23 protein-coding genes are annotated in these 23,799 nt (G+C 66.8%); 13 read left to right on the top strand and 10 right to left on the bottom strand.

From position 1 onward, the window contains the following. Positions 1 to 8 precede the first annotated feature (8 nt). The 8 genes from AC13CR_RS12370 to AC13CR_RS12335 all read left to right on the top strand — a co-directional run bounded on the left by AC13CR_RS12370 (position 9) and on the right by AC13CR_RS12335 (position 5,956). A complete protein-coding gene (locus AC13CR_RS12370) occupies positions 9 to 554 on the top strand; it encodes a TRAP transporter small permease subunit (RefSeq protein WP_292956371.1) in 546 nt (181 codons plus the stop codon). Beyond that, positions 551 to 1,834, top strand: a complete 1,284-nt coding sequence (locus AC13CR_RS12365; protein WP_292956374.1) for a TRAP transporter large permease — start codon at positions 551 to 553, stop codon at positions 1,832 to 1,834. The genes AC13CR_RS12370 and AC13CR_RS12365 overlap by 4 nt, the downstream gene beginning before the upstream one ends. A 13-nt stretch (positions 1,835 to 1,847) precedes the next feature. Continuing rightward, entirely contained in the window at positions 1,848 to 2,513 is a 666-nt protein-coding gene (locus AC13CR_RS12360) for a DUF2848 domain-containing protein (protein ID WP_292956377.1), read from the top strand. 58 nt (positions 2,514 to 2,571) lie between these two features. Further along, entirely contained in the window at positions 2,572 to 3,309 is a 738-nt protein-coding gene (locus AC13CR_RS12355) for a 5-oxoprolinase subunit B family protein (protein WP_446233105.1), read from the top strand. Next, on the top strand, positions 3,306 to 4,325 hold the full coding sequence (locus AC13CR_RS12350; protein WP_482900837.1) for a 5-oxoprolinase subunit C family protein: 1,020 nt from the start codon (positions 3,306 to 3,308) through the stop codon (positions 4,323 to 4,325). The genes AC13CR_RS12355 and AC13CR_RS12350 overlap by 4 nt, the downstream gene beginning before the upstream one ends. Then, positions 4,322 to 5,074: a LamB/YcsF family protein gene (locus AC13CR_RS12345; protein ID WP_292956387.1), complete on the top strand. Its 753-nt coding sequence runs from the start codon at positions 4,322 to 4,324 to the stop codon at positions 5,072 to 5,074. Before AC13CR_RS12350 ends, AC13CR_RS12345 begins: the two co-directional genes overlap by 4 nt. Before the next feature lie 117 nt (positions 5,075 to 5,191). After that, the gene (locus AC13CR_RS12340; RefSeq protein WP_292978740.1) at positions 5,192 to 5,506 is read left to right on the top strand and encodes an ArsR/SmtB family transcription factor; all 315 of its coding nucleotides are present in this window, start codon (positions 5,192 to 5,194) and stop codon (positions 5,504 to 5,506) included. Positions 5,507 to 5,509: 3 nt separating this feature from the next. Then, entirely contained in the window at positions 5,510 to 5,956 is a 447-nt protein-coding gene (locus tag AC13CR_RS12335) for an SRPBCC family protein (RefSeq protein ID WP_292978738.1), read from the top strand. A 69-nt stretch (positions 5,957 to 6,025) separates the two neighbouring features. On the opposite strand, the gene AC13CR_RS12330 is transcribed toward AC13CR_RS12335, so the two are convergent. Genes AC13CR_RS12330 through AC13CR_RS12310 form a run of 5 tightly spaced genes read right to left on the bottom strand, consistent with a single transcriptional unit; the run spans position 6,026 to position 11,599 of the window. Beyond that, positions 6,026 to 6,991, bottom strand: a complete 966-nt coding sequence (locus AC13CR_RS12330) for an ABC transporter substrate-binding protein (protein WP_292956396.1) — start codon at positions 6,989 to 6,991, stop codon at positions 6,026 to 6,028. Positions 6,992 to 7,009: 18 nt separating this feature from the next. After that, on the bottom strand, positions 7,010 to 7,978 hold the full coding sequence (locus AC13CR_RS12325; RefSeq protein ID WP_292956399.1) for an ABC transporter permease: 969 nt from the start codon (positions 7,976 to 7,978) through the stop codon (positions 7,010 to 7,012). Next, entirely contained in the window at positions 7,975 to 9,459 is a 1,485-nt protein-coding gene (locus AC13CR_RS12320; protein WP_292956402.1) for a sugar ABC transporter ATP-binding protein, read from the bottom strand. The genes AC13CR_RS12325 and AC13CR_RS12320 overlap by 4 nt, the downstream gene beginning before the upstream one ends. Beyond that, positions 9,456 to 10,550 (bottom strand): Gfo/Idh/MocA family protein, encoded by a 1,095-nt coding sequence (locus tag AC13CR_RS12315; RefSeq protein WP_292956405.1) that lies wholly within the window; start codon positions 10,548 to 10,550, stop codon positions 9,456 to 9,458. Before AC13CR_RS12315 ends, AC13CR_RS12320 begins: the two co-directional genes overlap by 4 nt. Continuing rightward, a complete protein-coding gene (locus AC13CR_RS12310) occupies positions 10,547 to 11,599 on the bottom strand; it encodes a sugar phosphate isomerase/epimerase family protein (protein ID WP_292956408.1) in 1,053 nt (350 codons plus the stop codon). Before AC13CR_RS12310 ends, AC13CR_RS12315 begins: the two co-directional genes overlap by 4 nt. A 94-nt stretch (positions 11,600 to 11,693) precedes the next feature. On the opposite strand from AC13CR_RS12310, the gene AC13CR_RS12305 reads away from it, so the two are divergent. Next, positions 11,694 to 12,743 (top strand): LacI family DNA-binding transcriptional regulator, encoded by a 1,050-nt coding sequence (locus AC13CR_RS12305; protein WP_482900836.1) that lies wholly within the window; start codon positions 11,694 to 11,696, stop codon positions 12,741 to 12,743. Between the two features lie 162 nt (positions 12,744 to 12,905). After that, entirely contained in the window at positions 12,906 to 14,183 is a 1,278-nt protein-coding gene (locus AC13CR_RS12300) for a CAP domain-containing protein (protein ID WP_292956414.1), read from the top strand. On the opposite strand, the gene AC13CR_RS12295 is transcribed toward AC13CR_RS12300, so the two are convergent. Genes AC13CR_RS12295 through AC13CR_RS12275 form a run of 5 tightly spaced genes read right to left on the bottom strand, consistent with a single transcriptional unit; the run spans position 14,171 to position 19,859 of the window. Next, the gene (locus AC13CR_RS12295) at positions 14,171 to 15,694 is read right to left on the bottom strand and encodes a malonate--CoA ligase (protein ID WP_293013509.1); all 1,524 of its coding nucleotides are present in this window, start codon (positions 15,692 to 15,694) and stop codon (positions 14,171 to 14,173) included. The genes AC13CR_RS12300 and AC13CR_RS12295 overlap by 13 nt on opposite strands. Further along, complete coding sequence (locus tag AC13CR_RS12290; protein ID WP_292956420.1) at positions 15,691 to 17,013, bottom strand: malonyl-CoA decarboxylase; 1,323 nt, start codon at positions 17,011 to 17,013, stop codon at positions 15,691 to 15,693. Before AC13CR_RS12290 ends, AC13CR_RS12295 begins: the two co-directional genes overlap by 4 nt. Next, entirely contained in the window at positions 17,010 to 18,326 is a 1,317-nt protein-coding gene (locus AC13CR_RS12285; protein WP_292956423.1) for a TRAP transporter large permease, read from the bottom strand. Before AC13CR_RS12285 ends, AC13CR_RS12290 begins: the two co-directional genes overlap by 4 nt. Next, the gene (locus tag AC13CR_RS12280) at positions 18,326 to 18,826 is read right to left on the bottom strand and encodes a TRAP transporter small permease (protein WP_292956426.1); all 501 of its coding nucleotides are present in this window, start codon (positions 18,824 to 18,826) and stop codon (positions 18,326 to 18,328) included. The genes AC13CR_RS12285 and AC13CR_RS12280 overlap by 1 nt, the downstream gene beginning before the upstream one ends. A gap of 43 nt (positions 18,827 to 18,869) precedes the next feature. Next, the gene (locus AC13CR_RS12275; protein WP_292956429.1) at positions 18,870 to 19,859 is read right to left on the bottom strand and encodes a TRAP transporter substrate-binding protein; all 990 of its coding nucleotides are present in this window, start codon (positions 19,857 to 19,859) and stop codon (positions 18,870 to 18,872) included. Positions 19,860 to 19,992: 133 nt separating this feature from the next. Here AC13CR_RS12275 and AC13CR_RS12270 point away from each other — a divergent pair, with 133 nt between their 5' ends. The 3 genes from AC13CR_RS12270 (at position 19,993) to AC13CR_RS12260 (ending at position 23,799) form a co-directional block, all read left to right on the top strand. Beyond that, positions 19,993 to 20,646, top strand: a complete 654-nt coding sequence (locus tag AC13CR_RS12270) for a GntR family transcriptional regulator (protein WP_292956432.1) — start codon at positions 19,993 to 19,995, stop codon at positions 20,644 to 20,646. A 245-nt stretch (positions 20,647 to 20,891) separates the two neighbouring features. Further along, positions 20,892 to 22,766 (top strand): TRAP transporter large permease, encoded by a 1,875-nt coding sequence (locus AC13CR_RS12265; protein ID WP_292956434.1) that lies wholly within the window; start codon positions 20,892 to 20,894, stop codon positions 22,764 to 22,766. A gap of 19 nt (positions 22,767 to 22,785) precedes the next feature. Then, positions 22,786 to 23,799, top strand: a complete 1,014-nt coding sequence (locus AC13CR_RS12260; RefSeq protein WP_293013506.1) for a TRAP transporter substrate-binding protein — start codon at positions 22,786 to 22,788, stop codon at positions 23,797 to 23,799.

Genomic DNA, 23,799 nt, shown 5'->3' with positions numbered 1-23,799 from the left:
GCGCCGCCATGATCGACGCAACCCTTGGCGCGCTGCGGCGCGCGAACCGGGCCATAGCCCTGATCCTGGGCGCGGGCCTGATCCTGACCGTGCTTTTCATCCTGACGGATGTGATCCTGCGCAAGCTGGGCAGCGCCAGCCTGGGCGGGTCGGACGAGATCTCGGGTTATGTCATGGCGGCGGTCGCAAGCTGGGGGCTGGCCTGCGCCCTGCTTGAACGGGCCCATGTCCGCATCGACGTGATCCGGCTGAAGCTGGCCCGGCCCGCGCAGATGGCGATGGACCTGTTCGCGATGCTCGTGACCAATGGCGTCGTGCTGCTGATCGCCTGGCAAAGCTGGCCGGTGCTGGGCAAGACGCTGGAACGCGGCTCGCGCGCGAACACGCCGCTGGAGACGCCCTTGTGGATTCCGCAAGGCATCTGGTTCGCCGGCTGGCTGTGGTTCGCGATCAGCGCCACCGCGCTGTCGCTGATCGGAATCGCATTTTTGCAGGCCGCGCGGCGGGACGATTTCGACACCGTGCTGGGCATTGGATCCGAGGTGCCGGAATGATCTGGACCACTGCCATCGCGCTGCTGGGCCTGATGGCCCTGTCGATCCCGGTGGGCATCGTGCTGTTCCTGCTGGGTATTGGCGTGGGCCAGTTCTATTCGGCCTTTCCGCTGCTGCGCGGGATGGGGCAGGTGATCTGGTCGTCGTCCAATTCCTCGACCCTGATCGCCATTCCGCTGTTCGTCCTGCTGGGCGAAATCCTGGTGCGCGGCGGCGTGGCCGAACGCACCTATGCGGCGCTGGACAAGTGGCTGTCATGGCTGCCGGGCGGTCTGGTCCATGCCAATATCGCGACGGCGACCATGTTTTCGGCCACGTCCGGATCGTCGGTGGCCACCGCCGCGACCGTGGCCACCGTGGCCATGCCGCAGGCCGAGCGGCTGAACTATGATCCGCGGCTGTTTTCCGGCGCCATCGCGGCCGGCGGCACGCTGGGAATCCTGATCCCGCCCTCGATCAACCTGATCGTCTATGGCTTCCTGACCGAAACCTCGATCCCGCGCCTGTTTTCGGCCGGGCTGGTCCCCGGCCTGCTGATGGCCCTGGCCTTCATCGCGGTCACGGCGGCGATCTGCTGGGTGCGGCCGGGGCTGGGCGGGCCTTCGCGCGGCTTTTCCTGGGCCGAACGGGCGCGGTCGCTGACCCAGCTTGTGCCGATCGTGGTGCTGTTCGTGGTCGTGATCGGGTCGATCTATGCGGGTTGGGCGACGCCCACGGAAAGCGCGGCCATCGGCGTGGCCATCGCGGCGCTGATCGCGATCCTGCTGGGTGACGGTCTGGGTCCACGCGCCCTGTCCGAGGCGCTGCACGGCACCATCCGCATCTCGGCGATGATCATGCTGGTGGTGACGGGGGCGACGTTTCTGAACTTTGCCATGACCTCGGCCGGGCTGGGGCGGCAACTGACCGATCTGATCGGGGGATCGGGGCTGTCGCCCTTTGGCACGCTGCTGCTGGTCATCGCGCTGTATCTGGTGCTGGGCTTTTTCATCGAGACCTTGTCGCTGATGGTCGCGACCATCCCCATCGTTGTGCCGATCATTGCCGGGCTGGGCTATGACAAGGTGTGGTTCGGGGTGCTGTTGATCGTGCTGATCGAGATGGCGCTGATCACGCCGCCGGTGGGCCTGAACCTGTTCGTGGTTCAGGGGGCGCGGAAATCCGGCCCCATGAGCGACGTGATCATGGGCGTGATTCCCTATGTTCTGGTAATGCTGACGATGATCGCGGCACTGGTCGCGTTGCCGGGGCTGGCCTTGTGGTTGCCCTCGGTGCTGTGAAAGGAAATGGAAGATGCGATTTTCGGCCGGGGGCGAGGCCCTCGATCTGGACCTGAAACACCTGGTCGTGGCGGGCTGGACCGGCCGCGACCCCTCCGCGATCCGGCACCATATCGAGGAACTGGCCGCGATCGGGGTCAGCCCGCCTTCTGCGACACCGCTGTATTACCGGGTCTCGGCGGCGCTGCTGACGCAGGCAGGCCGGATCCAGGTGGTGGGCTATGGCTCATCCGGCGAGGTCGAGCCGCTGCTGCTGCAATCGGGCGGGCGACGCTGGCTTGGCCTTGCCTCGGACCATACCGACCGGGCGCTTGAGGCGCATTCGGTCGCCTTGTCGAAACAGGTCTGCGCCAAGCCCTGCGCGGCCGAGGTCTGGCCGTGGGAGGATGTCGCCGACCGGCTGGAGGCGATCGTTCTGGAAAGCTGGATCGACGACAGCGGGGAATGGGTGCTGTATCAGCAGGGCACGCTGGCCTCGATCCGGCCGCTGACGGAACTGGCCGCGGGGGCCGGTCTGGACGATCTGGCCGCCGAGGGTGTGGCGATGCTGTGCGGGACGTTCGGCGCCAGGGGTGGCGTGCGCCCGGCGGCACGGTTTCGCATGATGATGCGCGATCCTGCGACAGGACGCGAGATCCGCCACGATTATGCTGTTCAGACCCTGCCCGAGATCGCATGACGGCCGCCCTTCCAGATGACCGCGAGGGCACCCGCCCGATGGCAAGGATCGCGCCGCGATGAGCGACGCGCGCTCGCCCGAGGTGCTGCCCGCGGGGCCGGACGGGGTTCTGGTCCGCTTCGGCCTGACGCCCGATCCCGACGCGATGGCGGCGGCGCAGGTTCTGGCTGCGGAATTGCAAGACGACGCACCGGCCGCCGCGGTCGAGATCGCCCCGGCGCTGGTTTCGGTCCTGGTGCGGTTCGATCCGGGCCGGACCGATCGGGGCGCGGTGGCGCGCGATCTGGCGGCGCGGGCCGAACGGATCGCGGCCGCGCGTCCGGTGCTGCCCGATCCGCCCCGGCGCTGGACCATCCCGGCGGCTTTCGGCGGCGATCACGGCCCGCAACTGGCCGAGGTGGCCGAAAAGCTGGGCATGTCCGAAGATCGTGCGGTGCAGCAGATCTGCGAGTCAGATCTGCGGGTTCTGGCCATCGGCTTCGCCCCCGGCCAGCCCTATATCGGGCTGTTGCCCCGTGCCTGGAACCTGCCGCGGCTGGCCGAGATGACGCCGAACGTGCCGGTCGGCGCCGTCGTCGTCGCCGTGCGCCAGATCGTGATCTTCGGCGCGGCCTCGACCACGGGCTGGCGTCAGGTGGCGCGGACCGGGTTCCGCACCTTCGTTCCGGATCGCGAGACGCCGATGCTGCTGAAGGCGGGAGATGCGATCCGCTATGCCCCGATCGGCGCGGCCGAGATCGAGGGGCTGATGACGCCCGATGGCATGGGCGGCGCGCGGCTGGAGATCCTGCGATGAGCCGGTTGACCATCAGCCGCGCCGACGGGCTGCTGTCGGTGCAGGACATGGGGCGGCCCGGCCATCTGGGGCAGGGCCTGTCATGCGGCGGTGCGATGGACCGGATGGCCCTGATCGAGGCCGCCGCGCTTCTGGGCGCGGACACGCCGCTGGCGGCGATCGAGATGGCCGGCGCGGGCGGCGTCTTCGGCGTCGATGCGCCGATGCGGGTGGCGCTGACCGGTGCGCCGATGGCCGCCTTTCTGGACGATGCGCCGTTGCGCTGGCATGGCTGTCACCTGATCCTGCCCGGTCAAGCTCTGCGCATTGGTGGCGTGGACAGCGGCGTCTACGGCTATCTGACACCGGCGGGCGGGATCGCCACGCCGGAATGGCTGGGCAGCCGCGCCGCGCATCTGAGCATCGGCATTGGCGCGTTGCTGGACAGCGGCGACGACCTGCCCTGCGGCGAGGATCCCGACCCCGACCGCCCCGCAAGGGTGATCGAACCCGCCGCGCGCTTTGGCGGCGGCACGCTGCGGGTGATGGATGGGCCGCAGACCGGCCTGTTCGCCGATGACGTGCTGGAGGCCTTCTATGCCGCCGGTTTCAGGCGCGGGCAGCGGGCGAACCGGCAGGGGATTCTGGTTCAGACGGGGAAGGGATGCTTTACCTCGGACCATGCGGCGGGACTGGCTTCGGACGTGATCGGACCGGGCGATGTGCAACTGACCGGCGAGGGCGTGCCCTTCGTGCTGATGGCGGAATGTCAGACCATGGGCGGCTATCCCCGCATCGGTCGGGTGATCCCCGCAGACCTGCCCCGGATCGCGCAGGCCGCCGAAGGGGCGGCATTGCGGTTTCAGCGCCTCGACGCGTCCCAGGCCGATGCGCTGTGGCGCGATGATGCGGCGCTCTTGCGCGAGGCGGCGGGGCGCTGCCGCAACCTGATCCGCGAGCCCTCGACGATTGCCGACCTTCTGTCCTATCAACTGGTTGGCGGCGTCACGGCGGGGCGGGAACTGGAGGACGAATGAAGGTCGATCTGAATTCCGACATGGGCGAGGGCTTCGGCCCCTGGACGATGGGCGATGATGCCGGGCTGCTGGATGTGATCACATCGGCCAATATCGCCTGCGGCTTTCATGCCGGCGATCCCGATGTGATGGCGCGCGTGATGCGGCAGGCGCAGGGCAAGGGCGTCGGCATCGGGGCGCATCCGGGCTTTCACGATCTGCAGGGCTTCGGGCGGCGGCGGCTGCGCCTGTCGGCCGAGGAACTTGGCAACATGGTTGCCTATCAGCTGGGCGCGGCGCAGGGCGTGGCGCGGTCGCAGGGCGCGCAGGTGCGACACCTGAAGCTGCACGGCGCCCTGGCCAACATGGCCAGCGAAGACCCCGAGATCGCGCGCGCCTGCTATCGTGCGGCGCTGGCGGTCGATCCGGAAATCGTGCTGGTGGTGCTGGCCGGGACGCCAATGCAGCAGGTGGCCCGGGATCTGGGCGCGGCCTGGGCCGGAGAGATCTTTGCCGACCGTGCCTATAACGAGGATGCGACGCTGGTCGATCGCAGCCAGCCCGGCGCGGTCCTGCATGATGCAGCGCAGGTCGGCGCGCGGATCGAGACGATGCTGCGGGCGGGCGCGATCATCACCGCATCGGGCAAGCAGATCCCGTGCCGGATCGACACGATCTGCGTGCATGGCGACAGCCCCGGCGCGGTGGCGATGGCACGGGCGCTGCGCGATCATCTGGGCGCGGCCGGGATCGAGGTCGCGCGGTTCTGACCGGGGCCGCGCCGCCGGAAATGCGCCGCTGCGCAAGACATGCAGTTTTTTGCCTGCACGTCTTGACGAGCAGGTTTTTACCTGCATATTAGTTCCTGTCCCGAGGCGGAATCGAGAATGGATGACGACAAGGTCTTCAAGGCGCTGGCCGATCCCGGCCGCAGGCGCCTGCTGGATCGGCTGTGCGAGCAGAACGGCCAGACGCTGGGCCAGCTTTGCGACCGGATGGAGATGACGCGCCAGTCGGTGACCCAGCATCTGGGGATTCTGGAAGACGCGAACCTCATCAGCACCGTCAGGCGGGGGCGCGAGAAACTGCACTTCATCAATCCGGTCCCGCTCTACGAGGTCTATGGGCGCTGGATCCGAAAGTTCGAGGAGGGCCGTCTGGGTCTTCTGTCCGACCTCAGACAGCAATTGGAACAGGAGTGAGCGATGACCGACATGTCAGCCAGCTTCGTCTATGTCACCTATATCCGCACGACGCCCGATAAGGTCTTCGAGGCCATTACCCGACCCGAGATCGCCTGCCGCTACTGGGGGCATGAAAACATCTCGGACGACTGGCAGCCCGGATCGGAGTGGCGCCATGTCCGCACGAATCCGGCGCGCAGTGTCGATCTGGTGGGCAAGGTGCTGGAAAGCGACCCGCCCCGGCGCCTGGTGCTGAGTTGGGCGAATGAAAGCCAGCAGGACGACCCCGCCCAGTTCAGTCGCGTGACCTTTGACATCGAGCAGCAGGACCGGATGGTCAGGCTGACCGTCACCCACGAGGATTTGCAGCCCGGCAGCGGGATGCTGAAGGGGATCACCGAGGGCTGGCCGCTGGTCCTGTCCAGCATGAAATCGCTGCTGGAAACCGGGCAGGGGATGGATCTGTAGGCGGAAGCCGCGTCAGTGGCAGCGACCGCCCGGCATCGGGCGCTGCCACTTTTTCCACAAGGCCCGCTTTCAGAACGGGCTGTCGGGAAAGTAGAATTGTTCCGCGTTTTCCGGCGTGATCAGCTGGCTGCCGATGATGAAGCGGCCGACCATCGGCGCGCCGGACACGAAGTTCAGCGCCGTCATCTCGATCGCCGAGGAAATCAGCGCCGGCGGATAGGTCACATCGACCGGCAGTTGCGGGTCACCCTCCATGATGCGCTTGACGATTTCCTTCATCCCGGCCCCGCCGATCACCCACATCTCGTCAGTCCGGTCGGCGGCGGCGATCGCCTCCATCACGCCGATGGCCATGTCGTCATCGGCTGCCCAGACGGCGTCGATCTGGGGATATTTCGACAGGTAATCCTGCATCACGGTAAAGGCGTCGTCGCGGTTCCAGTTGCCGTGCTGCATGTCGAGGATCTCGATATCCGAGCCCTCCAGCGCCGTCTGGAACGCCTCCACGCGCTCGTTGTCCAGCGTGGTCGGGATGCCGCGCAGCACGACGATCTTGGCGCCCGGCTGAAGGTTTTCCTTGAAATATTCGCCCGCGACACGGCCGAAGGCGGTATTGTCGCCGGCGACATACAGATCCTCGATCCCCTCTTGCGACAGGCCGCGATCGACGACGGTGACGAACTTGCCGGCCTTTTTCACCGCGGCGACCGGGGCGGTCAGCGGTTCGGATTCGAAGGGCAGCACGATCAGCGCGTCGATGTTGCGCGTGGCCATCATGTCCTCGATATCGCTGACCTGCTTGGCCGCGTCGCCCGCCGTGGACAGCACGAATTCAAGATTCGGATAGACCTTGCCCAGTCGGTCGATCGTGTCCTGGGCGTGCCAGTTCAGCCCGCCCATGAAGCCGTGGGTGGCCGACGGGATCGACACGCCGATGATGGTCTTTTCGCCGTCCTGCTGCGCGACGGCGGCGCCGCCGGCAAGGCCCAGCACCGCGACGATGGCCGCGGATTTCATCAGGCTTCTGCGTTTCATTCCTTTCCCTCCCTTGGATCACCGCTCGTCGGCGGTGCGTTTTTCCCGCTGCAAGACGACAGCGAGGACAATGATGATTCCCTGGATGGCGCCGTTCAGATAGGGGCTGACCAGATCGGCGAGGTTCAGGATGTTGTCGATCAGCGACAGGATCAGCACGCCCACGACCGTGCCCCAGACGCGGCCCCGCCCGCCCTTCAGCGCGGTGCCGCCGATGATGACGGCGGCGATCGCCTCCAGTTCCCACAACACGCCGGTCCCGCCCGAGGCCGAGCCGAGGCGCGGCACGTACAGAACCGTGGCCAGCCCGACCAGAAGGCCCAGAAGCATGTAGGTCAGCAGCCGCGCGCGATTCACGTCGATGGCGGAATAGCGCGCCACCCGGTCGTTCGAGCCGATCGCCTCGACATGGCGACCGAAGCGGGAATGGCGCATCATCCATTCGCCCGCCATGGCGGTCAGCGCGAAGACGATGATCGGCCAGGTGATCCAGCCGATGCCGCCGTAATAGACCGGGCGATAGAGGGTGCGCAGCCCGTAATCCAGGCTGAGCGTGCCGCCGTCGGCCAGCCATGTCACCAGCGACCGGAAGATGCCCATCGTGCCCAGGGTGACGATGAAGGGTTCGATCCTTGCCTTGGTGATCAGCGCGCCGTTCAGGTATCCCGCGGCGATCCCGCCAAGGATGGCAACGCCCATGCCGATGATGATCGTGCCCCAATTCTCGCCCAGGCCGGGCAGGGCGGCGTTCATCGCGATGATGGCGATGCCGGCCAGAAACGCGGCCATCGAGCCGACCGACAGATCCAGCCCGCCCGCGGTGATGACGAAGGTCATGCCGACCGCGATCATGCCGATAAAGGCGGAACGGGCCAGCACGTTGGTGATGTTGGCCGGCGCCAGGAAGGCCGGGTTCAGCAAAGCGCCCAGAATGACCAGCGCAATCAGCGCGATCAGCGGGCCGAGGGTATGCAGATCGGGTTTCATGCGGCCTCGCCCCTGACGCCCATGGCAAGGCGCACGATCCTGTCTTCCGTCATGTCGTTTCCCGTGACCTCGCCGGCGATGCGGCCCTCGCGCATGACCAGGACGCGGTCGGCCAGGCCGATCACCTCGGTCATTTCGCTGCTGATGACGATCAGGCTGCGACCCTGCGTCGCCAGATCGCGGATGAAGGCATAGATCTGCGCCTTGGTGCCCACGTCGATGCCGCGCGTCGGTTCGTCGATGATGATGATGCGGGGATCGGGCAGCATCGTCTTGGCCAGCAGCAGCTTCTGCTGGTTGCCGCCCGACAGCTTGCCCGCGATCATCGTGCGGCTGGGCGCGCGGATGTCGAATTCCCGTGTGGCCCGGTCCAGCGCCACATCCTCGGCCTGCGTATCCAGCCGCAGATGGCCAAAGCGGGACAGGCTGGCCAGGGTCAGGTTCTCGCGCAGGCCCTTGTCCAGCAGCAGACCGGCCTCTTTCCGATCCTCGGTCAGATAGGCCAGCCCCGATGCGAAGGCGTCCCGAAGGCTGCGGATCGCGACCGGCTGGCCGTTGACGCGGATCTCGCCCGTGGATGCGCGCAGACCGACCAGCCCCTCGGCCAGCTCGGTCCGACCCGAGCCGACAAGGCCGGCAAGGCCCAGCACCTCGCCTTCGTGCAGGGTGAAACTGACGTCGTGGACCTTGCCCGGCACGGTCAGGCCCGTGACCTGCAAGGCGGGCCTGTCGGAATGGCTGCCCTTGGGCGGATAGAAATCCTGCAATTCGCGGCCGACCATGGCGGTGGCCATGCCGTCTTCGGTCAATTCGCCGCGCATCGCCTGCCGCACGACGCGGCCGTCGCGCAGCACGGTGATGCGGTCGGCCAGATGCGCGACCTCGTCCAGCCGGTGCGAGCAATAGAGGATCGCGACGCCTTCGCGGCGAAGCCGGTCGATCTGTTCGTAAAGCGTGCCGACCTCGCGGTGGGTCAGGACCGCGCTCGGCTCGTCCATGATCAGCACGCGGGCCTTGCGCGACAGGGCCTTGGCGATCTCGACCATCTGGCGGTTGGGCACGGACAGGTCGCGGATCGGCGTGTCGGGGCTGATCGGGGAATGGAGCCGGTCCAGCAGGGCGGCGGTGTCTCGGCGCATCGCCTGGTGGTCCAGCCGCCAGCCGCCTGTTTCTCGCCCCAGAAAGATGTTGGCCGCGACCGACAGGTCGGCGGCAAGGTTGAATTCCTGGTGAATCACGACGATGCCCTGCGCCTCGGCCCGCGGGCCGCTGGCGAAGCGGACGGCCTGGCCGTCCAGCAGGATCTGGCCCTCGGTCGGATCCAGAAAGCCGCCGAGGATCTTCATGATGGTGGACTTGCCGGCGCCATTCTCGCCGATCAGGGCATGGACCTGACCCGGTTCAAGCGCCAGATCGACGTGGTGCAGCACCTCGATCGGGCCGAAACGTCTGGAGACATCCTGAAGGGCCAGCACCGTCATTCCGCCACCCTGATCCAAGCCCCGTCGCGGGCCGAGGATTCCTGCGCCGCCGCGATGAAGGCCATTCCCGACAGGCCGGCTTCAAGGCCCGGCACGCGGTCCAGATGCGTCGTGTCTCCCCGGATGATCGCCGCGATATCGCTGTAAAGATTGGCGAATCCTTCCAGGTATCCTTCGGGATGGCCGGGTGGCGTGCGGAAGGATGCGCTGCGATCCTGCGCGCGGGTCAGGATGCGGGGGGCATCGTCCCTGGGCGTGAAGATCAGCCGCTCGGGATCGGGCAGGCGCCATGCCAGCGCGCCTTCGGTGCCGAAAAGACGCAGCGACAGCCCGTTCTCCTGCCCGATCGCGACCTGGCTGGCCCAGATTCCGCCCTTGGCCCCCGAGCCATAGCGCAGGGCGATCCGGGCATCGTCGTCGATGGGCCGGCCCGGCACGATGCTGGACAGATCGGCCGACAGGCGGTCGGGCGTCTGGCCGGTCACGAACGCGGCCAGTTGCCAGGCATGGGTGCCGATATCGCCAAGCGCGCCGGCGCCCGCGCGAACCGGATCGGTGCGCCATTCGGCCTGTTTGCCCCGCGCCGGTCCAGACAGCCAGCCTTGCAGATATTCCGCCTGCACCAGCCGCAGATCGCCAATGGCGCCCTCGGCCACCATCGCGCGGGCCTCGCGGATCATTGGCAGGGCGCTGTAATTGTGGGTCAGGAAGAAGCGGGCGGTGCCTGACTTGGCGGCGGCTTCGATCTCGGCGGCCTGACCCCGAGTGGCGGCCAGCGGCTTGTCGCAGATGACGTGGATGCCCGCGTTCAGGAAGGCTGCGGCGGGGGCTGCGTGCATGTGGTTCGGGGTGACGATCGCCACGGCCTCGATCCCGTCTTCGCGCGCGGCCTCGTCGCGGGCCATCGCGCCGAAGTCGTCATAGCCCCGCACGCCCAGTTCCGCCGCGCTGGCCTGCGCCCGGCCGGGTTCCGAGGACAGCGCCCCGGCCACGAGCGTGAAATGCCCGTCCATCCGCGCCGCGATGCGGTGGATCGCGCCGATGAAGGCGCCGCTGCCGCCACCGACCATGCCCAGCCGGATCGGCCTCATAATCCAAGCGCCTTGTCGATGGCGGCGCGGTCCACGCCGGATGCCGCGAAATCGTCGAAGGCATGGGGCGTCACCCGGATGATGTGGTCGCGCACGAAGGCTGCGCCTTCGCGGGCCCCGTCCTCGGGGTGCTTCAGTGCACATTCCCATTCGACCACGGCCCATCCGTCAAAGCCGTATTGCGTCAGCTTCGAGAAGATCGCCCCGAAATCGACCTGCCCGTCACCGAGGCTGCGGAACCGGCCCGCCCGATCGGCCCAGGTCTGGAAACCGCCGTAAACGCCCTGCCGCCCGGTCGGGCGAAATTCGGCATCCTTGACGTGGAACATCCGGATCCGGTCGCGATAGATGTCGATGTTCTGAAGGTAATCGAGCTGTTGCAGAAGGTAGTGGGACGGATCGAACAGCATGTTGGCGCGACCGTGATCCTTCACGCGGTCGAGAAACATCTCGAAGGTGATGCCGTCATGCAGATCTTCGCCGGGATGGATCTCGTAGCAGATGTCGACGCCGTGATCCTCGGCCAGATCCAGCAGGGGCTGCCAGCGGGCCGCCAGCGTGTCGAAGGCGGCCTCGACCAGTCCGGGGGCACGCTGCGGCCAGGGGTAGAGATAGGGCCAGGCCAGGGCACCGGAAAAGGTGGCCATCCGGTCCAGGCCCAGAAGCCGGCTGACCCGGATCGCGCGGCCTATCTGATCGACCGCCCATTCCTGCCGCGCGGCGGGATCGCCGCGCAGGCCAAGGGGCGCGAAGGCGTCGAAACCGGCGTCATAGGCGGGGTGGACCGCCACCAGCTGACCTTGCAGATGGGTCGAAAGCTCTGTCACCTCGACCCCGTTTTCGCGCGCGGTGCCCAGGAATTCGTCGCGGTAATCCTGCGAGGATTCGGCCCGGTCCAGATCCAGAATGCGCGGATCGCTGGTTGGCACCTGCACGCCCAGATAGCCGCAACCGGCGGCCCAGCGGGTGATCCCGTCCCAGGTGTCGAACGGCGCGGCTTCGCCGATGAACTGCGCCAGAAACAGCGCCGGTCCCTTGATCGTCTGCATGGCTCCCCCCTTCCACATGGTCAGCCTGCACGGCCCTGCAATCGATTGCAAACATTTTCTTGCGGCGCCGCGCGGTGGCGCATACCCTTTCGCGATGGATCACGAGGCCAATCCGCCGGGGCGGGCAAAATTGTCGGATGTGGCGCGGCTTGCGGGGGTGTCGGCCTCGACCGTCAGTCGGGTTCTCTCGCGGCCCGATCTGGTGGCCGAGCCGACGCGGACCCGCGTGGCCGAGGCTGTGGCCGCGACCGGATACCGGCTGAACCATGCCGCCCGCAACCTGCGCAAGCAGCGCACGGGCAGCGTCGTGGCGCTGGTGCCCAACCTCGGCAACCCTTTCTTCGCCAAGATCCTCGACGGGATGGGGCGCGAACTGGCGGCGGCGGGCTATGATCTGCTGGTCGCCGACACGCTGGACGAAAGCGGCCGTCACCGCGATCTGCGCGCCTTTCTGGATCCGTCCCGCGCCGATGGCATCATTCTGCTGGACGGGCTGGTGCCCCATGCCGATCTGACCGGCGGGGCGGGGCTGCCGCCCGTGGTCACGGCCTGCGAATGGATCGAGGGCGCGGATCTGCCACGGGTGGTGCTGGACAATCGACAGGGCGCGCGGCTGGCTGTCGCGCATCTGCGCGAGCTGGGTCACGACCGCATCGGCCTGATCGGCGGGCCGCCCGACAATGTGCTGCACAAGGCCCGGCTGGACGGCGCCATGCAAGAGGCGCGGAATGCCGGGATCACGCTGTTTCCGGGCGATTTCAGCCTGCAGGCGGGCCGGGCCGCGGCGCGCGACTGGATCGCGATGCCGGCGCATAGCCGCCCGACCGCCGTCTTCGCCTTTTCGGACGAGATGGCCTGCGCCTTTCAGTCAGGTCTGATCCGGGCCGGTTACCGGGTGCCCGCCGACCTGTCGCTGATCGGCTTCGACGATATCGACCTGGCCTCGCATCTGACGCCGGCGCTGACTACCATCCGCCAGCCGAAACGCGCCCTGGGCCGGGAGGCCGCACGAATCGTCCTGGCCCGGATCGCCGGGCACGCGGCGCCTGCCATCACGCGGTTGCAGCCCAGGCTGATGGTGCGGGAAACGACGGCCGCTCCGCCGGAATCGGCGAATCGGACGGCCTCTCCGACCGGCGCGTGATCGAACGCCGGAGCCAAGGGGCGGACAGGAATTTCAACCGGAATTCCCGCGGGTTGTCGTTAACTTCTCGGTAATGTGTTGCATTCTCTGCAATTCGGGCGAGCATCGCACGAAATGCGCGCTAAGGTTGTGCCAGCACAAAAACCTGAACGGACCTGAACGATGTCGATCGCCTCCGCCGCCGAACGCTATTTCGTCAGCCTCGTGAATGCGAGCCGCGCAAGTTACGGGCTGGACCCCCTGCGCATCGAAACCGCGCTGAACCAATCGGCGGACGCGCATTCGGCCTGGATGCTGTCGGCGGATGTCTTTTCGCATACCGGCCGCGGCGGCAGCAGCCCGACAGACCGGATGCGGGCGGCGGGGCTGGATCTGGATGGGCGCTGGATGACGTCGGAAAACATCGCCTATCGCAGCGTGACGACGGGCGACGGGCTGAACGACGATGTGCGCGCCCTGCACCGGATGTTCATGGACAGCCCCTCGCATCGCGCCAATATCCTCAACCCCGATGCCGAGGTGATCGGGATCGGTCTCAAGGTCGGCGACTTCACCCGCGACAATCAGGACTACAAGGTTCTGATGGTCACGCAGAACTTTGCGGCAACCGATGGCGATGTCGATATCGACTACAGCAACGGCCTGCCGAGACTGCCGCTGCCGGATCTGGCGGTGACGCAGCCGGGCCGAGCCGCATGGCTGCCCCATTTCGACGGCCAGACCTATCTCAGCGCGCCATCGGGATCGGTCCGGGGGACGAGTCGCGGCGACGACATCCGGCTGGGCGGCTTCGACACCTTCGTTCGGGCGGGCAGCGGACATGACTGGATCGCGGGCGGCAATGGCGACGATACGCTGGAGGGTCAGGGCGGAAATGACCGGGTGCTGGGACAGGGCGGCAACGACCGCCTGGTCGGCGGGCTGGGCAACGACCTGATGCATGGCGGCAATGGCGACGACCTGATTCTCGGCAAGGACGGCAACGACCGGCTGACGGGCGGCGCCGGTGCCGACCTGGTCTATGGCGGCGCGGGCAATGACCGGATCGCCGGAGGCTCGGGCGATGACCGGCTGGTCGGCGTCGGCGGCGACGATTATCTGGCCGGAAATGATGGCGATGACCGGCTTGAAGGGCGCGGCGGCGACGATACGCTGCGTGGCGCGGCGGGCAATGACACGCTGATCGGCGGCGCGGGCGCGGACAGTTTCATCTTCGGCCCGGGCGGCGGCGTCGATCGGGTGGCGGATTTCGATCCGATCGAGGACCGGGTGATGATCGCGCGAAGCGCCATCGGAACCAGCGACGCGAATTTCATCAGCGACGCGATCCGCGAGACGGCAGGTGGCGTCATTGTCGAGCTTCTGGACGCGGACAGGATCGTCTTCGTGGGCGAGAGCCTCAGCGCCCAGGACGTGACGAACGCGATCTACCTGGTCTGATCACGGCCGCTGAAAAGTTCGGCATATTCGGCCCGCAACGCGGCTTTCTGCACCTTGCCCATCGTGTTGCGCGGCAATTCGTCGATGATCATCACCTTCTTGGGCTGCTTGAATCTGGCCAGCCTGTCCGAGAGGTCGGCGATGATCGCATCCGGGTCCGGTTCGGCCCCTTCGGCGCGCGCGATCACGGCCACCACGCCTTCGCCGAAATCGGGATGCGGCACGCCGATCACGGCGCTTTCCAGAACGCCCGGCATCTCGTCGATCAGCAGTTCGACCTCCTTGGGATAGATGTTGAAGCCGCCCGAGATGATCAGATCCTTGCCGCGTCCCACGATCACCACATAGCCGTCCGGATCGATCATGCCCAGATCGCCGGTTCGGAACCAGCCATCCGGCGCCAGATCCTCGGCCGTCTTGTCGGGCATTCGCCAATAGCCCTGGAACACGTTATCGCCGCGAACCTCGATCTGGCCTATCTCGCCGCGCGGCAGCAAGGATCCGTCCTCGCCGGTGATCCGCAGCGCGACGCCGGGCAGCGGAAAGCCCACCGTGCCCGCCCGCCTCTCGCCCTCATAGGGGTTCGAGGTGTTCATGTTGGTTTCCGTCATGCCATAGCGTTCGAGAATCCGGTGCCCGGTCCGATCCTCGAAGGCGCGATGCGTCTCGGCCAGCAGCGGTGCGCTGCCCGAGGTGAACAGCCGCATCTTCTGCACCAGTTCGCCGGTAAAATCGGGCCGGTCCAGCAGGCGGGTGTAGAAGGTCGGCACGCCCATCATGCTGGTCGCCCGCGGCAGCAGCTCGATCACCTGGGCCGCATCGAATTTCGGCAGCCAGATCATCGCCCCGCCGGCCAGCATCAGCACGTTCGAGGCGACGAACAACCCATGCGTGTGAAAGATCGGCAGCGCGTGCAGCAGCACGTCCTCCGAGGTGAAGCGCCAGGCATCGGCCAGCACGCGCGCGTTCGACAGCAGGTTGTCATGGCTCAGCATGGCGCCCTTGGACCGGCCGGTCGTGCCCGAGGTGTAAAGGATCGCCGCCAGATCATCGCCCCGGCGTGGCACCGGGTTCTGCACCTCGGCATGGCAGATCGCGGCCTCGATCAAGTCGCCCTCGCCATCCGCGTCCAGCGTCATCAGCTTGCCGCCATCGGGCAGGAAGTCGTCGCGCCGGGCCGCGCGGGCGGGATCGCAGACGACAAGCGCGGGTTCGGCATCGCCGACGAAATAGGCGATCTCGGCCGGGGTATAGGCCGTGTTCAGCGGCAGAAAGACCGCGCCCGCGCGGATCGTCGCCAGATAGAGGGCCAGCGCCTCGGGTGATTTCTGGACCTGCACCGCCACCCGGTCGCCGGGCTTCACGCCCTGCGCCGTCAGCAGGTTCGCAAGCCGGCCCGACAGGCGATGGATGTCGTCATAGGACAGGCTTGATCCGTCCGGCAGGATCAGGAAATCGCGCGCCTCGCCCTTGTGCGGGGCCATCAATGCGTCGAAAAGCGTGTTCGTCATGTCTTGCTGTCCGTTTTGGTCCGTCTGCCGGCCGGGGCGGCCTCGATCTCGGCCTTGCGCGCGATGTCCTGCAACCGCTTCGGCGCGGCGATGATACCGCGTTCGGTGAAATCGTCGTGCTGGGCCTCGATCCGGCGCCGGTCATAGAGGTAGTTGACCATCATCCCGAGGCTTTGCCTCGTTCCCCGGTCCGAAATGTCGGCGCCGGCGATCAGGCGGTGCGCCTCGGCGCCGTTGCCCAGGTGAAAGCGGGCCACCGGATCGCGGGGCCGGCCTTTGGCATCCTTGGCCAGCAGAAGGTAGCGCGCGGTCTGTGCGGTCAGCGGGCCGGGCTGCGGATCGCGCAGCAGGGCGGTGGCCTCGGCCTCGCCCGCGGCGGCCCGTTCCTCCAGCCAGGCGCGCAGGCCGGGAATCGGCGACAGCGTGACGAAGGTCGCCAGTTCGGGCAATTCGCGGGACAGTTCGGCGACCACGTTCTTGATCAGCAGATTGCCGAAACTGATGCCCGCCAGCCCCGACTGGCAGTTCGATATGGAATAGAAGACGGCCGTATCGGCGTCTTCGGGGTCCAGCGGTGCACGGCTTTCGTCGATCAGCGCCTGCACGGAATCGGGCAGCCCGCGGGTCAGCGCGACCTCGACGAAGATCAGCGGCTCGTCGGGCATGGCGGGATGCATATAGGCATAGCAGCGCCGATCCACCGGCAGGACCCGGCGCTGAAGATCGCGGAAATCGCGGATCTCGTGGACCGCCTCGTATTCGATCAGCTTTTCCAGCAGCAAGGCCGGGCTGTGCCAGTCGATGCGCAGCAATTGCAGAAATCCGCGATTGAACCAGGATCGCAGCAGGTGACGGAAATCGGCATCGACGCGGGCAAAGGTCCGGTCGCGGCCCGTCAGCCGCAGCAGGTCGGCGCGCATCCCCACCAGCCGGACGGTCCCGCCCTGCGCCATGTTCAGCCGCCGCAGCAATTCCTGGCGCGGAGGCTCGGCCAAGCGCGACAGGGCTTCCAGATCGGCGGGCGATCCCTTGTCCAGCCAGACCTTTGCAGCCCGGGCCAGCGCCGCGTGGTCGGGGTCGAAACCGTCGCGCAGGCCCTCGAAGAAGATGCGCTTTTCGGGATCGTCCAGCGCGGCATAGCCCGCCAGGATATCCGCCGCGACCGCCATGCCGCGGGTTTCCGATTGCAGTTCCGTCAGCGCGCGCGCGGCCCCGATCAGCGCATCCGGCGCCGGCGGCGGCGTGCCCTTGCCGCGCCGCCAGCCGGAACTGACGACAAGGCTGCTGAGGCGGTCATAGAGCTGCGCCGTCAGCGTCATAGCGCGGGCCCCATGATCAGATCCGGCAGGAACAGGGCGATCTGCGGAAAGATCGACAGCAGCACCATGCCGAGCACCATCATCCCGACGAAGGGCAGCGAGCCGTAGAGAATGTCGCGCAGCGAAATCTGCGGCGCGATCCCGTTGATGACATAGAGGTTCAGCCCCACCGGCGGCGTGATCAGCCCGATCTCCATGTTGATCGTCAGGATGACCGCGAACCAGTAGGGATCGAAGCCCGCCGAATCGAGGATCGGCATCAGGATCGGCGCCGACATCAGGATGATGGCGACCGGCGGCAGGAAGAAGCCCGCGACCAGCAGAAAAAGCTGGATCACGATCAGCAGGATCCAGCGATTGACCTCCAGATCGGCGATGGCACCGGCGACGGTCTGGGTGATGAACAGCGAGGACAGGGCAAAGGCGAACAATTCGGCCGCACCGATGATCAGCATGATCATCACCGCCTCGCGGATGGTGTCGCGGAAGATCGCGATCATCGGGCCCGCCCGCCACATCCGGTAGATGATCGCGACCAGCAGGATGCAGATCAGCGCGCCGGTGCCGGCCGCCTCCGAGGGCGTGGCGACACCGCCATAAAGCACGAAAAGGATGGCGGCCACGATCAGCAGGAAGGGCAGCACGCGGGGCAGGTTCTCAAGCCGTTCGGCCAGCGAATAGCGCCGCGTCACATCGCCAAGCGCGATCCCCTTGCGCCAGCAATCGATAAGCGCCCAGGCCATGAACAGCACCGTCAGCATCAGCCCCGGCAGCAGCCCGGCCAGAAACAGCCGCCCGATAGAGGTCTCGGTCGATATGCCGTAGACGATCATCGTGACCGAGGGCGGGATCAGGATGCCCAGCGTGCCGCCCGCCGCGATGGATCCGGCGGCCAGGCTGTCGGGATAGCCGCGCTTGGTCATTTCCGGGATGCCCATCTTGCCGATGGCGGCACAGGTTGCGGGGCTGCTGCCCGACAGCGCGGCAAACAGCGCGCAGGCGCCGATATTGGACATGACCATGCCGCCCGGCACCCGGTAAAGCCAGCGGTCCAGCGCTTCGTACAGATCCCTGCCCGCGGGCGAACTGGCGACGGCGGCGCCCATCAGGATGAACATCGGCACCGAGACCATGCCGAAATTGGCCAGCCCGGCGAAGAAGGTTTCGGACAGACCACCGATGGCGCTGAACCCCTCGGACAGGACCAGCGCCGCGACCGCGACGAAGCCAAGCGCGAAGGCGATGGGTGTGCCCGCGCCCAGCAGGCCCAGCATCGTGACCAGAACGGCGATACCCGCCATGGACGGAGACATCAGACCTCCTTGCCGGGCGTCTCGCCCGTGATCGCCATCAGCATCTGCACGATCAGTTGCAGCATCATCAGCCCCATCGCGAAAGGCACCGGCCAGAACGGGATCCACAGAGGCAGCGCCCAGATCGTGTCGGTCGTCCAGCCGCGCGAGGCGGCCTCGTAGAGAAAGACGAAACCGGACCAGGCCAGCGCGCCGACAAAGCCCAACGAGGCCAGCCCCGAGATCAGCGCGAAGACCCGCCGCAGCCCCGGACCGGCCGCCTCGACCAGCAGATCGACCCCGACATGGCCGCGCAGCGCCAGCACGTAGGGGCTGCCCAGCATCATCGCCGCCGTGGTGGCGTAGATGACGAATTCGGTCTGCCACACGGTCGAGGCGCCCAGAACATAGCGGGAAAACACCATCTGCGTCACCACGACCGTCGCCGCGGCCAGCAGCATCATCGCAAGCAGGCCGCTGAGCCGGGCAAGACCGTTCAGAAGCCGCAGAAGGCCGCTCATCGCCACCCTCCGCGGCTTCCCGTTCCGCGGGTCATCGCCAGGATCATTCGACCGCCATCGCCTGGTCGATCAGATCCTTGCCGCCCTCGACCTCGTTCGAGAAATTCTTGTACGAGGTATCCTGAGCGATCTTCAGCCAGGCATCGAAATTCTCGGGCGACATGGTGACGACCTCGACCCCGGCCTTCTCGAAGGTGTCCACCATCTTGCTGTCCAGCCCGGCGGCCTGTTCGGCGAACCATTCCTCGGCCCGCTGGCCGGCATCCTTCAGCGCCTGCTGCTGTTCCGGGGTCAGCCGATCGAACGTCTTCTTCGAGATCAGGACCGGTTCATACATGAACCACAAGGCGTTTTCACCCGGTGCGGTCAGGCATTTGGCCTGTTCATACAGCCGGTAGCTGACCATCGACCCCGACGAGGTATTGGCCGCATCCAGAACGCCGGTCTGCATCCCGGTATAGATCTCGGACGAGGGCATCGAGGAAATCGAGGCGCCCGCGCCGACCAGCATCTGCTCGAAGGCCGGTCCCGCCGCCCGCGTCACCTGGCCCGAAATCGTGTCCGGCGCGGTGATGCAGTTCTTCTTGCTGACGAAACCTCCGGCAAGCCAGGCATCCGACAGGACCATGGCCCCGTTATCCTCGATCAGCTTGTGGATCGTGTCCATGAAGGGCGAATCGTTCAGCCGCGCGGCGCGTTCGTGGTTGCGCACCAGTCCCGGCATCAGCGTCACGCTGAATTGCGGCACCCGTCCCGCCGCGTAGTCCAGCGGGAACGAGGTCATGTCCAGTTGCCCGCTGGTCAGCGCGCTCCATTGTTCCTTGGCCTTGTAAAGCGATTCACCCGGATAGACGCGGATTTCCAGATCGACGCCGGCATCGGCCACGTCCTTGGCGATCATCTGCATCATCTCGTCGCGGGCATCGCCCTTGCCGCCCGGAAACTGGTGGCTGGCTTTCAGAACCTCGGCCCCGGCGGCCAGCGGCATCGCGACACTCAGCGCCAGAACGGCGCAGGTTGACTTGAACTTCATCTTTCCTCCCTCGGGCGGAGCCCGCCCCGTTTCGCCGCGTCGGACGCGGCTGTTCATTCTCCCGGTGCTCATTCTGTCTCGACTTTTGTGTATACACAAGCAATAATTATGCACACAAACAGAAAGGATCGTGATGGCCAGCGCCGCCGATGACATCAGCGAGAGGCTGGAGGCCGAGATCGTCGAAGGCGTCCTGCCCCCCGGCACGCGACTGGAAGAGCCCGCCCTGGCCGAGCGTTTCGGCGTCTCGCGCACGCCGGTGCGCGAGGCATTGCAGCGCCTGTCGGCATCGGGGCTGGTCGAACTGAAGCCGCGCCGGGGAACGCAGGTGCTGAACCCCTCGATCGGACGCATCGTCGAGATGTTCGAGGTGATGGCGGAACTGGAGGCCGTCTGCGCCCGGCTTTGTGCGCGACGCGGCGACCCCGACCTGTTTGCGGATCTGCGCGGCTGGCTGGCCCGCTGCGCGGCGGCGGCCGATACCGGCGACGCCTCGGCCTATTATACCGCGAACAAGGGCTTTCACAGCGCCATCTATCGCGGATCGGGCAACCTGTTCCTGTCCCAGCAGGCCGAATTGCTGCATCTGCGGCTGACGCCCTTTCGCCGTCAGCAACTGCGTCTGCCCCGCCGCCTGCGTCAGTCGCTGGCCGAACACGGACGGATCGTCGCCGCCATCGAGGCGGGCGACGCCGCGGCGGCCGAGGCCGCGCAGCGCGCCCATATCCTGATCCAGGGCGAACGCTTTGCCGATCTTCTGGCCCAGCATGGCAGCGGCCGGGAATGAGGCATCGGTCAGCGCGGGCTCGGGTGGCGGCGACAGCAATGTCGCGGCCGCGCGCCAGGCCGCAGGGCGGGGCTGAATGACGATGGCGGGCTGAGCAGAGTCCATATCGTGGACGCATGTCATTCGATTCTTTGCCGGGATTTTCTTCTTGCCCGGCAGGCTTTCCCTGCCTAACGTCCGGCCCCGGGAACGGCCGTCCATATCGTGGATGGCGGCGCCGGGGGGCGCCAGGGAGAGGATCGCGGATGCAGCTGGCTGATGAGCCGGATGCCGAGCTGGCGCTTGGCGGGGTCGAATCACTGTCACAGCCCAGGCGGGCGGAATCCTGGATGCGGCCGGTCGAGCTGGCCTCGGCGGCGCTGCTGGTGGTGATGATCGTCACGGTCCTGGCCAATGTCACCTCGCGCTATCTGTTGAACAAGCCGCTGATCTGGGGCGACGAGGTTGCCTCGATCGCATTCATCTGGATGGCGATGTTCGGCGCGGCGCTGGCGGTGGATCGCCACGAACACATGCGGCTGACGGTGTTCCTGCCGATGCTGCCCGCGCCCCTGACCCGCTGGGTCGAGGTGGCGGGGCAGGCGCTGGTGGCGGTGCTGCTGCTGCGGCTGCTGCCGGTCGCCGCCAGCTATGCCTACGAGGAAAGCTACGTCACCTCGCCCGCCTTGGGAATTCCGATGTCGTGGCGGGCCTCGGCGCTGCCGGCAGGGATCGGGCTGATGGCGGTGCTGACGGTCCTGTCGGTGATCCGCACCCGCGAATGGCGCCGGATCGCGGTCAGCCTTGCGGTTTTCGCGGCGATCGCCGGGCTGCTGTGGTTGGCGAAGCCCGCCCTGATGGGGATCGGCAACTGGAACCTGCCGATCTTTCTGGGCCTTGTGGTCGGGCTGCTGCTGGTCGCGGGCGTGCCCATCGCCTTCTGCTTCGCTCTGGGCACGCTGGCCTATCTGACCTTCGCCACCCGCTCGCCGGTCTTCGTGATGATCGGACGGATCGACGAGGGGATGTCGTCGATCATCCTGCTGTCGGTGCCGGTCTTCGTGCTGCTGGGCTGCATCCTGGACGCGACCGGCATGGGCCGCGCCATCGTCAGTTTCCTGGCGTCGTTCCTGGGGCACGTGAAGGCCGGGATGAGCTATGTCCTGCTGGGATCGCTGTTTCTGGTTTCCGGGATTTCGGGGTCGAAGGTGTCGGACATGGCCACCGTCGCCCCGGCGCTGTTTCCCGAAATGAAGCGGCGCGGCCATTCGGTGCCAGAGATGACGGCCCAGATGGCGGCGGGCGCGGCGATGGCCGATACGGTGCCGCCCTCGATCGTGCTGATCGTGCTGGGCTCGGTCGCGGGCGTATCGATTGCGGGGCTGTTCACGGCCGGGCTGTTCATCGCGATGGTGCTGCTGGTCGCGCTGGCGGTGCTTGCCCGCTGGAAGGCGCGGGCCGAGGACATGTCGGCGGTCCGCCGCGCCACCTGGGGCGATGCCGGCCGGGCGGCGGTGATCGCCGTGCCGGCGCTGGTCCTGCCCTTCATGATCCGCGGCCTGGTCGGCGGCGGCGTGGCCACCGCGACCGAGGTTTCGACCGTCGCCGTGCTCTATGCCTGGGTCGCCGGGATCGTGCTTTACGGCGGCATCCCGATGCGCCGGATCACGCCGATGCTGGTGGAAACCGTCGCCATGTCGGGTGCGATCCTGCTGATTTTGGGCGCGGCCTCGGCGATGGCCTGGGGGCTGACGCAATCGGGCTTCGCGCGCGATCTGCTGACCTTCGTCACCGGTCTGCCGGGCGGTGCGGCGACCTTCATTCTGGCCAGCATCGTGATCTTTCTGGTGCTGGGCTGCGTGCTGGAGGGTCTGCCCGCCATCGTGCTGCTGGCGCCGATCATGTTTCCCATCGCGCGCGGCCTCGGCATCCACGACATCCACTACGCGATGATCGTCGTGACCGCGATGAATATCGGTCTGATGGCGCCGCCCATCGGCATCGGTTTCTACATCGCCTGCAAGATCGGCGGGGCCGAGGCCGATCAGGTCATGGCCCGCGTCTGGCCCTATCTGGCCGCGCTGATGGTCGGTCTGGCCGTGATCGCCGCGATTCCGCAATTCTCGACCGCGTTTCTATGATCCAAGGGAGGACATGATCATGAAATTTAACCGCCGTTCGCTGGTTCTGGGGGCCTCGGCCGGGGTGCTGGCCTCGCCGTTCATCCGGCTGCGCCCTGCCAATGCCGCCGAATTCACCATGAAGCTGGCCAACAACCAGCCGCTGGAACACCCGACCAATATCCGCGCCGCCGAGGCGGTCAAGGCCATTGCCGAACAATCCGACGGCCGCGTCGATGTGCAGGTCTTTCCATCGAACCAGCTGGGCGCGGATACCGACGTGCTGAGCCAGTTGCGCGCAGGCGGGGTCGAATTCTTCCTGCTGTCGCCTGTGATCCTGTCGACGCTGGTGCCCAATGCCTCGATCAACGGTATCGGCTTCGCCTTCCCGGATTACGATGCCGTCTGGAAGGCGATGGATGGCGAACTGGGCGCTTATGAGCGCGGCCAGATCGAGGATGCGGGCCTGGTCGTGATGGAGAAGATCTGGGATAACGGCTTTCGCCAGACGACCACGTCGACCAAGCCGATCGAGGGGCCGGCCGATCTGGAAGGCTTCAAGATCCGGGTTCCCGTCTCGCCGCTCTGGACCTCGATGTTCACCGCTTTCGGATCGGCGCCGACCTCGATCAACTTCGCCGAGGTCTATACCGCATTGCAGACCGGCGTCGTCGACGGGCAGGAAAACCCGCTGGCCATCATCAAGGTCGCCAAGATGTGGGAGGTGCAGAAATATGTCAGCATGACCAACCACATGTGGGACGGGTTCTGGATGCTGGCCAACCGCCGCGCCTGGGGCGCCCTGCCCGAGGATCTGCAACAGATCGTGGCCGAGAACTTCAACAAGGCAGGCATGGAACAGCGCCAGGACGTGATGCAGTTGAACGCCGATCTGCGGGGCGAACTGGAGGGGCAGGGTCTGGTCTTCAACGATGTCGATCCCAAGCCGTTCGAGGACAAGCTGCGCGAGGCGGGCTTTTACGCCGAGTGGAAGAAGACCTATGGCGACGAGGCCTGGGCGATCCTGGAATCGGCGGTCGGCCGCACGCTGTAA

The organism is Paracoccus sp. L-17 (assembly GCF_056857655.1).
The sequence above is the reverse complement of the archived record's forward strand: the minus strand, read 5'-3'. Positions and strand labels throughout refer to the sequence as shown.

What these genes read in the sequence shown, in the direction of transcription:
- AC13CR_RS12290 (WP_292956420.1), bottom strand. Translation starts at nt 17,013, where the DNA reads ATGACGCTGACGGCGCAGCTCTATGACCGCCTCAGCAGCCTTGTCGTC.
- AC13CR_RS12300 (WP_292956414.1), top strand. Translation starts at nt 12,906, where the DNA reads ATGTCGATCGCCTCCGCCGCCGAACGCTATTTCGTCAGCCTCGTGAAT.
- AC13CR_RS12340 (WP_292978740.1), top strand. Translation starts at nt 5,192, where the DNA reads ATGGATGACGACAAGGTCTTCAAGGCGCTGGCCGATCCCGGCCGCAGG.
- AC13CR_RS12295 (WP_293013509.1), bottom strand. Translation starts at nt 15,694, where the DNA reads ATGACGAACACGCTTTTCGACGCATTGATGGCCCCGCACAAGGGCGAG.
- AC13CR_RS12360 (WP_292956377.1), top strand. Translation starts at nt 1,848, where the DNA reads ATGCGATTTTCGGCCGGGGGCGAGGCCCTCGATCTGGACCTGAAACAC.
- AC13CR_RS12280 (WP_292956426.1), bottom strand. Translation starts at nt 18,826, where the DNA reads ATGAGCGGCCTTCTGCGGCTTCTGAACGGTCTTGCCCGGCTCAGCGGC.
- AC13CR_RS12365 (WP_292956374.1), top strand. Translation starts at nt 551, where the DNA reads ATGATCTGGACCACTGCCATCGCGCTGCTGGGCCTGATGGCCCTGTCG.
- AC13CR_RS12355 (WP_446233105.1), top strand. Translation starts at nt 2,572, where the DNA reads ATGAGCGACGCGCGCTCGCCCGAGGTGCTGCCCGCGGGGCCGGACGGG.
- AC13CR_RS12315 (WP_292956405.1), bottom strand. Translation starts at nt 10,550, where the DNA reads ATGAGGCCGATCCGGCTGGGCATGGTCGGTGGCGGCAGCGGCGCCTTC.
- AC13CR_RS12335 (WP_292978738.1), top strand. Translation starts at nt 5,510, where the DNA reads ATGACCGACATGTCAGCCAGCTTCGTCTATGTCACCTATATCCGCACG.
- AC13CR_RS12270 (WP_292956432.1), top strand. Translation starts at nt 19,993, where the DNA reads ATGGCCAGCGCCGCCGATGACATCAGCGAGAGGCTGGAGGCCGAGATC.
- AC13CR_RS12305 (WP_482900836.1), top strand. Translation starts at nt 11,694, where the DNA reads ATGGATCACGAGGCCAATCCGCCGGGGCGGGCAAAATTGTCGGATGTG.
- AC13CR_RS12370 (WP_292956371.1), top strand. Translation starts at nt 9, where the DNA reads ATGATCGACGCAACCCTTGGCGCGCTGCGGCGCGCGAACCGGGCCATA.
- AC13CR_RS12260 (WP_293013506.1), top strand. Translation starts at nt 22,786, where the DNA reads ATGAAATTTAACCGCCGTTCGCTGGTTCTGGGGGCCTCGGCCGGGGTG.
- AC13CR_RS12275 (WP_292956429.1), bottom strand. Translation starts at nt 19,859, where the DNA reads ATGAAGTTCAAGTCAACCTGCGCCGTTCTGGCGCTGAGTGTCGCGATG.
- AC13CR_RS12350 (WP_482900837.1), top strand. Translation starts at nt 3,306, where the DNA reads ATGAGCCGGTTGACCATCAGCCGCGCCGACGGGCTGCTGTCGGTGCAG.
- AC13CR_RS12345 (WP_292956387.1), top strand. Translation starts at nt 4,322, where the DNA reads ATGAAGGTCGATCTGAATTCCGACATGGGCGAGGGCTTCGGCCCCTGG.
- AC13CR_RS12325 (WP_292956399.1), bottom strand. Translation starts at nt 7,978, where the DNA reads ATGAAACCCGATCTGCATACCCTCGGCCCGCTGATCGCGCTGATTGCG.
- AC13CR_RS12265 (WP_292956434.1), top strand. Translation starts at nt 20,892, where the DNA reads ATGCAGCTGGCTGATGAGCCGGATGCCGAGCTGGCGCTTGGCGGGGTC.
- AC13CR_RS12330 (WP_292956396.1), bottom strand. Translation starts at nt 6,991, where the DNA reads ATGAAACGCAGAAGCCTGATGAAATCCGCGGCCATCGTCGCGGTGCTG.
- AC13CR_RS12310 (WP_292956408.1), bottom strand. Translation starts at nt 11,599, where the DNA reads ATGCAGACGATCAAGGGACCGGCGCTGTTTCTGGCGCAGTTCATCGGC.
- AC13CR_RS12320 (WP_292956402.1), bottom strand. Translation starts at nt 9,459, where the DNA reads ATGACGGTGCTGGCCCTTCAGGATGTCTCCAGACGTTTCGGCCCGATC.
- AC13CR_RS12285 (WP_292956423.1), bottom strand. Translation starts at nt 18,326, where the DNA reads ATGTCTCCGTCCATGGCGGGTATCGCCGTTCTGGTCACGATGCTGGGC.